Here is a 7,108-nt window from a genome sequence, read left to right as displayed (position 1 = left end):
TAATGTGGCCTCCGTCGTGAGCAGGACTGTAGAGCAGGAAAGTTCATATGCGGCCGTTGGCGCCCGGGCAGCGCCGGGGATCGCACCTTTGCGGCTACAGCGTCATGTTCGGATCGGCATCGACGTCGAACGGCGAGATTTCTCCTCGGTCGAATTTACGGCGAGCAACCTCTGCGATCATGGCGGCGTTGTCGGTGCACGCCGAAAGCGGTGGCACCGTTACGCGGATCCCCTGACGCCCGAGCTTCTTGATCATCATCTCGCGCAGATGCGGATTAGCCGAGACACCACCGCCGATGCAATACTCCTTGCACCCGGTGGCGTGCAGGGCGTTTTTGGCCTTCTTGTACTGCACGTCAAAGACCGCCGCCTCAAACGAGGCCGCCAGATCGGGCAGGTGAATCGTGCGCCCGGCCTTGGTCTCCTGCTCGATGTAGAGCGTCACCGCCGTCTTGAGGCCCGAAAGCGAGAAGCGATAGTCCCCCCTGCTGTTAAGCGCGCGAGGAAAATCGATCGCGCGGGGATTGCCCGTCTCGGCCAGCTTGGAGATGATGGGGCCACCGGGATAGCCCAGACCCAACGCCTTGGCTACCTTGTCGAAGGCCTCGCCCACAGCATCGTCGAGTGTCTCACCAAGTACCTCGTAGTCGCCCCATGCCTTCACGTGCACGAGCATGGTGTGCCCGCCCGAGACAAGCGTAAAGATAAACGGGGGCTTGAGGTCGGGCTGCGCCAACAGGTTGGCAAACAGGTGGCCCTCCAGATGATTGACGCACACGAGCGGCTTGCCGGCAGCATACGCAAAGCCCTTGGCGAAGGCGACGCCCACTACCAGAGCACCCACCAGGCCCGGACCCTGTGTCACGCCAACAGCGGCGAGTTCGCTCGGCGCGATGGCTCCACCCTCAAGACCAAGCGATGCTGCGGCATCCTCGAGCGCCGCATCCACGACACTCACAATCACCTCAACGTGTTTGCGCGAGGCGATCTCGGGCACCACGCCGCCAAAGCGGGCATGAAAATCAATCTGTGTCGACACCTGGTTGGCCAGCATATTGCCATCCGCATCGATAATCGCCACGGCCGTCTCGTCGCAGGAACTCTCGATAGCGAGCACTAGGCGGCGGCGCTCAATTTCGGCACGCTCCCCCTCGGAGCGCCCAGGCGCAGGCAGCGGCCATACGCGCTGCTCTGCCGCCGTCGGCTCGGGCGAAGCATTGTCGACCGGAAGCACCAGGGGCAGCGGAGCCGTCATGACGATGGCATCCTTGCCGGCACCATAGTAGCCGCGGCGACGGCCAGCCTCGGTAAAGCCCAGAGCGTTATAAAGCGCGGTCGCTCCCTCGTTACCGTCCTCGACCTCGAGCGAAGCCGTAGTGCAGCCGAGCATCTGGGCATCATAGCTCACGTGCGACAGCAGCTTGCGGGCAATGCCCTCACGGCGATGTGCTGGGTCGACGGCGACATCCAGAATCTGCACATCACCGTCCACGACCATACCGCCGGCAAGGCCCAGCAGCTTGCCGTCGTCGTGTGCCACCCACCAACTACGCGGCGCAGCGACGTCCTCGCCCAGTTCGGACAGGAACATGCCCGGCGTCCACGCCTCGTGTCCGGCACCTTCAAAGCAGGCAGCCTCCAGCGCGCTCGCGCCCTCGGCATCCGCCGCGCCCATGGGACGGAACTGCAGATGACGACCGGCGAGCTCATCGGCAACACCCGTAATTTCGCTCTGCGCACTCTCGGCAAGACCAAGACGCTTGCGCTCGTTTTCCTCGGCATCCGAAAGGCGCGTGTAAATCGGCAGGACGCGGGCCGGATCGCCGTCACCCGCAGCGTGCGCGAGCAGCAAGCCCTCGCCCGAAGGCCACCACAGGTCGCGCTCCACGCAGCGGGCGGCCTCGTCCTCACCCAGCAGCTTGCCATAGCGCACGAGACCGTCACCGGTCAGCTGAACCTGGCCCCAGTCCGCTGCTTGGCGCCACTCATCGAGCGCCACGGCGGCCTTGACCACGTGTTCGCGCTCAAATTGACGCTCGGGACCCTTATCGACCAGCATATACAGCGCCGGATATACCTCACCGCGCATAGCATCGGCCAAGATACCAAGCTTGCCGCGCACGCCAGCCTTCCACGCCGTCCAAGCGCAAGCGTCGAGCGTCGACACGCCCAGCAGCGGAACATTGGCACCACGCGCGAGGCCCTTGGCAGTGGAGATGCCGATGCGCACACCCGTAAAGGACCCCGGGCCGCGGCCGACCACATAGCAACCAACATCGCTGCGATCCAGACCGGCTTGAGCCAGCACGCCATCAACGGTATTCACGAGCTCAACGTTGGCGTGACGGCGACACATGTGGTCGCCACTCACGAGCTTCGTCTCACCCGTCTGCCCATCAATCCAGCTTGCCGCGCAGGCAAGCATGTCGGTCGAGGTATCGAGCGCCACCACCAGCGCGTTGTCGTTATGCAAGCTCATCTTGTACAGCCTTATCAATCAAATGGGAAAGCTCCATTGCGCGGTCACCGTGCGCCTCAAGCGTTATCGTTCGCACATCGCTGTCGCCCTCATCACGCCTGAGCGTCACCGAAAGATACTCATCCGTCAGCTCGTCCTGGAATTGTTCGCCCCATTCCAGCAGGCAAGCACCCTCATAGCCCAGCACATCGAAAATGCCCGTATCCTCGAGCTCGTAGGCATGCTCCAGGCGGTATAGATCAAAGTGAAACAGCGGAATACGACCTTGATCGTGGACGGCCATGAGCGCAAACGTAGGGCTCGTAACCATATGCCCATCGCCCAGCCCGCGCGAGACGCCCTTGGTAAAGTGAGTTTTGCCCACTCCCAGGCCACCGGTCAGGATGAGCACATCTCCGTCCTCAAGGCACGGTGCAATTAGCTCGCCAAAGTACTCCGTATCGGCAGCGCAAGTCGTTTTGTAAATACCTACCCCCAGGCGCTCCAGGGACATACATGCTCCTTATTATTCCGAGGCGTCCTCTGGCGCGGGATGTCGCTCCAGATAGTCGCCCAGCATCTTAAAGTCTTCCTCCAGCAGCTCCTGCCACGCCGGATTGCGTAGCGCTGCTGCCGGATGGAACGTGGGCATCACCACAAAGTGCCCCATCTGATGGAACCTGCCGCGCAGCTTGGTAATGCCGATCTCGGTCTTGAGCACAAAGTGCGTTGCGGGGTTGCCGAGCGTCACGATGATATCGGGCCAGATGCTTCGAATCTGCTCGCGCAAAAACGGTGAGCAAGCCAGCACTTCCTCGGGGCGCGGATTGCGGTTTCCCGGCGGGCGGCACTTAAGCACGTTGGCAATGTAGACGTCTTCGCGTTTGAGCCCCGCCAGCGACAAAATGCCGTTGAGGTCCTCGCCTGCCGCCCCCACAAAGGGCTCGCCCTGCAAATCCTCATTGCGGCCCGGCGCCTCGCCAATAAACATCACGCGAGCGTGGGGGTTTCCCACGCCAAACACGATGTTATGGCGCGACTGGTAAAGCTGGCAAAGGTGACAATCGCCCAGAACGGCCTCGATCTCCTCGAGTGCGACCTCACGCGGCGTCTGATGGCTATGGCCGGGGATGTGCATGACGCCCATAGCGACTCCTACACGTAGACCTTGTCGAGACGCATACCAAAGCCGCAAGCGACCTCGTAGTTAATCGTGCCGCGTAGGCGCGCCATCTCGTCCATGGTAATCTCGGCATCTCCATCGCGGCCGACAATGATCATCTCGTCACCATACTCGGCCTCGGGAATCTCATGTGCTGGGTTGGACTGAATGGCGACCATAAACTGGTCCATGCAGATATTGCCCACCTGACGCACACGCTCGCCGCGATACAGCACGTCCATACGATTGGAAAGCGTACGCGAAAGGCCATCGGCATAACCGATCGGAAGGGTGCAGATCTGAACGCGCGTGCGCGGTACGCGGTAGGTAAAGCCGTAGCCCACGCCCTCGCCCATCGCAGGATGCGCCACGCGCGTCACACGCGCGTGGACGCTCATGACGGGATCAAGCTGCATCACGCGACCACTCAGCTCACATGGCTGCAGACCATACAAACCGATGCCGGCACGAATCATGTCAAAGTGCATTGAAGAATCGAGCATCGAGGACGGCGTATTGGCACAATGCACGATACCGCATTCAAAACCTGCGTCCTTAATGGCCTGAACGGCCTCGGTAAAACGCTGGCACTGCAGCTTGTAGTCCCAACCCGAAGGTTCATCGGCCGTGGCGAAGTGCGTAAATACGCCGTCGCACTGAATACCGCGATGGAAATTAATACCGCGGACAAAGTCGAGCACCTGCGTGTAATGTACGCCAATGCGGTTCATGCCCGTCTCGATGGCGAGATGATACTTGCCCACCTTGCCCGCCGCGACGGCACATTCGCCATACGCAAGAGCAAAGTCAGACGTATAGACCGAGGGCATGATATCAAACTCGAGCAACGTCGGAATAGCCTCGATAGGCGGCTCGCTTAGGATGAGGACGGGTTTCGTAATCCCGCCCTGTCGGAGCTCAACGCCCTCGTTAACCGTCGCCACGGCAAACATGTCGGCACCGGCCGAATACATGATCTTGGCGCACTCAACAGCTCCATGACCATAAGCATCGGCCTTGACCACGCAGCACAGGCGCTGACGCGGATTCAACAAGTTCTTATAGGCCCTCGTGTTGCGACGGAGCGCCCCGCGGTCGATCTCGACCCAGGACCAGCGCGTCAAATCGGCTTTATTCATGATTAGTCATCCGACCCTTCGTCCATGATTCCCAGATCTTCGAGCGCATCCTTTGCCGCCAGCTCCATGGCAGGACCGATCAAGTCGATAAGATCGGTCGCGATGACGCTCTTCTCACCATACTCCGTCGCCGCGGCAAAACCGGCGTAGCTGTGAAGTGCGACGGCGTACGAATACAGCAACTCCCAACGATCCATCTCGTCGCGCATGGTGGCAAGCGTGCCGGCCAAAATACCCGCGAGAACATCACCCGAACCGGCAGTTGCCAGAGAAGCCGGACCCGAGAGCGGCAGCAGCACACGCTCAACGCCACAGATAGCCGTCGTCGGCCCCTTGGCAATGACCACCAGATTGTCGGAGCCTGCAGCCCAGACAACCTTCTGCGCGGCCGCAATCGCGGTACCAAGGTCGTTCACCTCGTCACCGGCAACCAGGCGCGAAAGCTCACGATAGTGCGGTGTCATAACCAACGGCTGCTCGCGGCGATACATCTCGGGGTTACTATCAATACCGTCAATGGCAATCTTAGCAAGGCAGTTGAGTGCATCGGCGTCCAAAATTAGCGGTACATCAAGCTCGAGCAAGCCCGAAACCACCTGCATAGCGCCGGCAGACGTCGTCATACCGGGACCGCACAGCACGCAGCTGTACTTCTTTGCGATCTCGCACACCGTCATGCGCGCAGCGGCGCCAAAGGAGCCGCGGGAATCAGACGGAATAGCAAAGACCGGAATCGAAGGAAGTGCCATGCGAATGAGATTGGCGCAGGCGTCAGGAGCCGCGACTGCCACGTAACCAGCACCCGCGCGAGCTGCAGACTTGGCCGCCATAATGGCAGCACCAGGATATTGCGCAGATCCGGCGACAATAAGCACGGAGCCACGGGAATACTTATCGATATTCGATGGTAGCGGAGCAAAGTAATCAACTAAGTCACCGGGCTCGACAATCTCGGCGGCGTGGTCGACATCATCGATGACCTCGTCAAGACGGTCGTAAAGATTGCCGCAGATCAAATCGCCAGCATACTCAGGACCATCAGCGCTATACAGACCAATCTTGGGCGCAATCATCGTCACCGTGCGCTCGGCACGAATGCAGTCGTCATCAACAACGCCCGTCTCTGCATTCAGGCCCGAGGGGACATCAATGGATACGACACAATCGGCGCATTCATTGACCGTAGGAATCCAAATGGAGAACGGCGCACGCAGATTCCCGTGGAAACCGGTACCAAAAATGGCATCGACAACAACATCGGCCTTATCGATCAAAACCTCGAGTTCGTCACGCGAGGGACCAACGCAAACGTGCACATCGCGGCCGGCGGTACGACGAGCAACATGACGTGCCAGAGCAGCAGGAATCTCATCCGGCTCAACCGGAGAAACGATATCGACGTCCACACCCTTATGGCTCAGAATATCGGCGGCAACCCAACCGTCGCCGCCATTATTACCAAAACCGACCAGAACGAGAACCCGATCGGGATTGAGCTTCAAGACCTCGTTGGCGGCAAACTCACCTGCTAGCTCCATAAGCTCGGCCTTCGAAGTCCCTTCGCGTTCGATGATATCCTCGAGACGAACGACTTCTTCGGTACTCAAAACCGGTTTCATCTATGCTCCTAGCGTATCTTGCGAAGCATCGCCCAGATGCTCCGTCAATGCTGAATTCTGCAGCTGCTCAAGCTCATCTAAAACAGAGCGAGCCTCTTTAAATGTCTGCGCAACGCGTGCCTTGGTGCTCACCTTTTCTTCCTTAGGCTTAGGTCGAGCATCTTCGGTAATCGCGATGGCATTCGCAACGGCTAAGTCTCCTGTAAGCGTAATGGAAAGAGCGACCTCAACAACACCCAGCTCTTGAGCGATCTCGAGTGCACGGCCCGAAAGCAGCGCCTTCGGTTTGCCGAGTTTATCACGCGTTACCGAAACATCCTTGCAACCCACGCCTTGGCTAAAACCCGTACCGAGAGCTTTAAGCACCGCCTCGCGCGAAGCAAAACGGCTCGCATAGTGAGCAGCGGGACGCGATGATGCATCGCAATACGCACGCTCTTCTTCGGTAAACACACGCCGAGCAAACGACGGCGTCTTTTCAAGAATTGATTTCATGCGGGAAATCTCGACGATATCAACGCCGATACCAGCTTCAGCCATGTTCACCTCCATATCGCACAGACTAAGTTATTGTAGCCCGTTCACAGAAGATGCGACAAACGAGGGTTATAAAACACAGCTACTATGTGAGACAAAAGCCCACAAACGCAAAAAAGGGGGAGGCCGCGAGGCCTCCCCCTTCTTCAATCTCGATGACGGCTCGGTGCCGTCCACCGGTCAGCGGCGCCCT

Annotated in this window: 6 protein-coding genes; all 6 read right to left on the bottom strand. The window is 59.4% G+C overall.

What is annotated here, in order from left to right:
• Positions 1 to 94 precede the first annotated feature (94 nt).
• The 6 genes from tsaD to acpS are packed head-to-tail and all read right to left on the bottom strand — an operon-like array spanning position 95 to position 6,918.
• A complete protein-coding gene (gene tsaD, locus DW661_RS09780; RefSeq protein WP_118935458.1) occupies positions 95 to 2,479 on the bottom strand; it encodes a tRNA (adenosine(37)-N6)-threonylcarbamoyltransferase complex transferase subunit TsaD in 2,385 nt (794 codons plus the stop codon).
• Entirely contained in the window at positions 2,466 to 2,972 is a 507-nt protein-coding gene (gene tsaE / locus DW661_RS09775) for a tRNA (adenosine(37)-N6)-threonylcarbamoyltransferase complex ATPase subunit type 1 TsaE (protein WP_118377319.1), read from the bottom strand. The genes tsaD and tsaE overlap by 14 nt, the downstream gene beginning before the upstream one ends.
• Positions 2,973 to 2,984: 12 nt before the next feature.
• A complete protein-coding gene (locus DW661_RS09770) occupies positions 2,985 to 3,605 on the bottom strand; it encodes a uracil-DNA glycosylase (RefSeq protein WP_118377320.1) in 621 nt (206 codons plus the stop codon).
• A gap of 8 nt (positions 3,606 to 3,613) precedes the next feature.
• Positions 3,614 to 4,759: an alanine racemase gene (gene alr, locus DW661_RS09765; protein WP_055252165.1), complete on the bottom strand. Its 1,146-nt coding sequence runs from the start codon at positions 4,757 to 4,759 to the stop codon at positions 3,614 to 3,616.
• A gap of 2 nt (positions 4,760 to 4,761) precedes the next feature.
• Complete coding sequence (locus DW661_RS09760) at positions 4,762 to 6,378, bottom strand: NAD(P)H-hydrate dehydratase (RefSeq protein ID WP_082435564.1); 1,617 nt, start codon at positions 6,376 to 6,378, stop codon at positions 4,762 to 4,764.
• On the bottom strand, positions 6,379 to 6,918 hold the full coding sequence (gene acpS, locus DW661_RS09755) for a holo-ACP synthase (protein ID WP_118935457.1): 540 nt from the start codon (positions 6,916 to 6,918) through the stop codon (positions 6,379 to 6,381). It lies immediately after the preceding gene.
• Positions 6,919 to 7,108: the final 190 nt, after the last annotated feature.

This window comes from Collinsella sp. AM24-1 (genome assembly GCF_003470325.1).
GTDB lineage: Bacteria > Actinomycetota > Coriobacteriia > Coriobacteriales > Coriobacteriaceae > Collinsella.
This window is presented reverse-complemented; position numbering and strand designations above follow the sequence as displayed.

Bases quoted from the DNA above. Each gene is read 5' to 3' on its own strand.
- acpS (WP_118935457.1), bottom strand. From the start codon at position 6,918: ATGGCTGAAGCTGGTATCGGCGTTGATATCGTCGAGATTTCCCGCATG.
- DW661_RS09770 (WP_118377320.1), bottom strand. From the start codon at position 3,605: ATGGGCGTCATGCACATCCCCGGCCATAGCCATCAGACGCCGCGTGAG.
- alr (WP_055252165.1), bottom strand. From the start codon at position 4,759: ATGAATAAAGCCGATTTGACGCGCTGGTCCTGGGTCGAGATCGACCGC.
- tsaD (WP_118935458.1), bottom strand. From the start codon at position 2,479: ATGAGCTTGCATAACGACAACGCGCTGGTGGTGGCGCTCGATACCTCG.
- DW661_RS09760 (WP_082435564.1), bottom strand. From the start codon at position 6,378: ATGAAACCGGTTTTGAGTACCGAAGAAGTCGTTCGTCTCGAGGATATC.
- tsaE (WP_118377319.1), bottom strand. From the start codon at position 2,972: ATGTCCCTGGAGCGCCTGGGGGTAGGTATTTACAAAACGACTTGCGCT.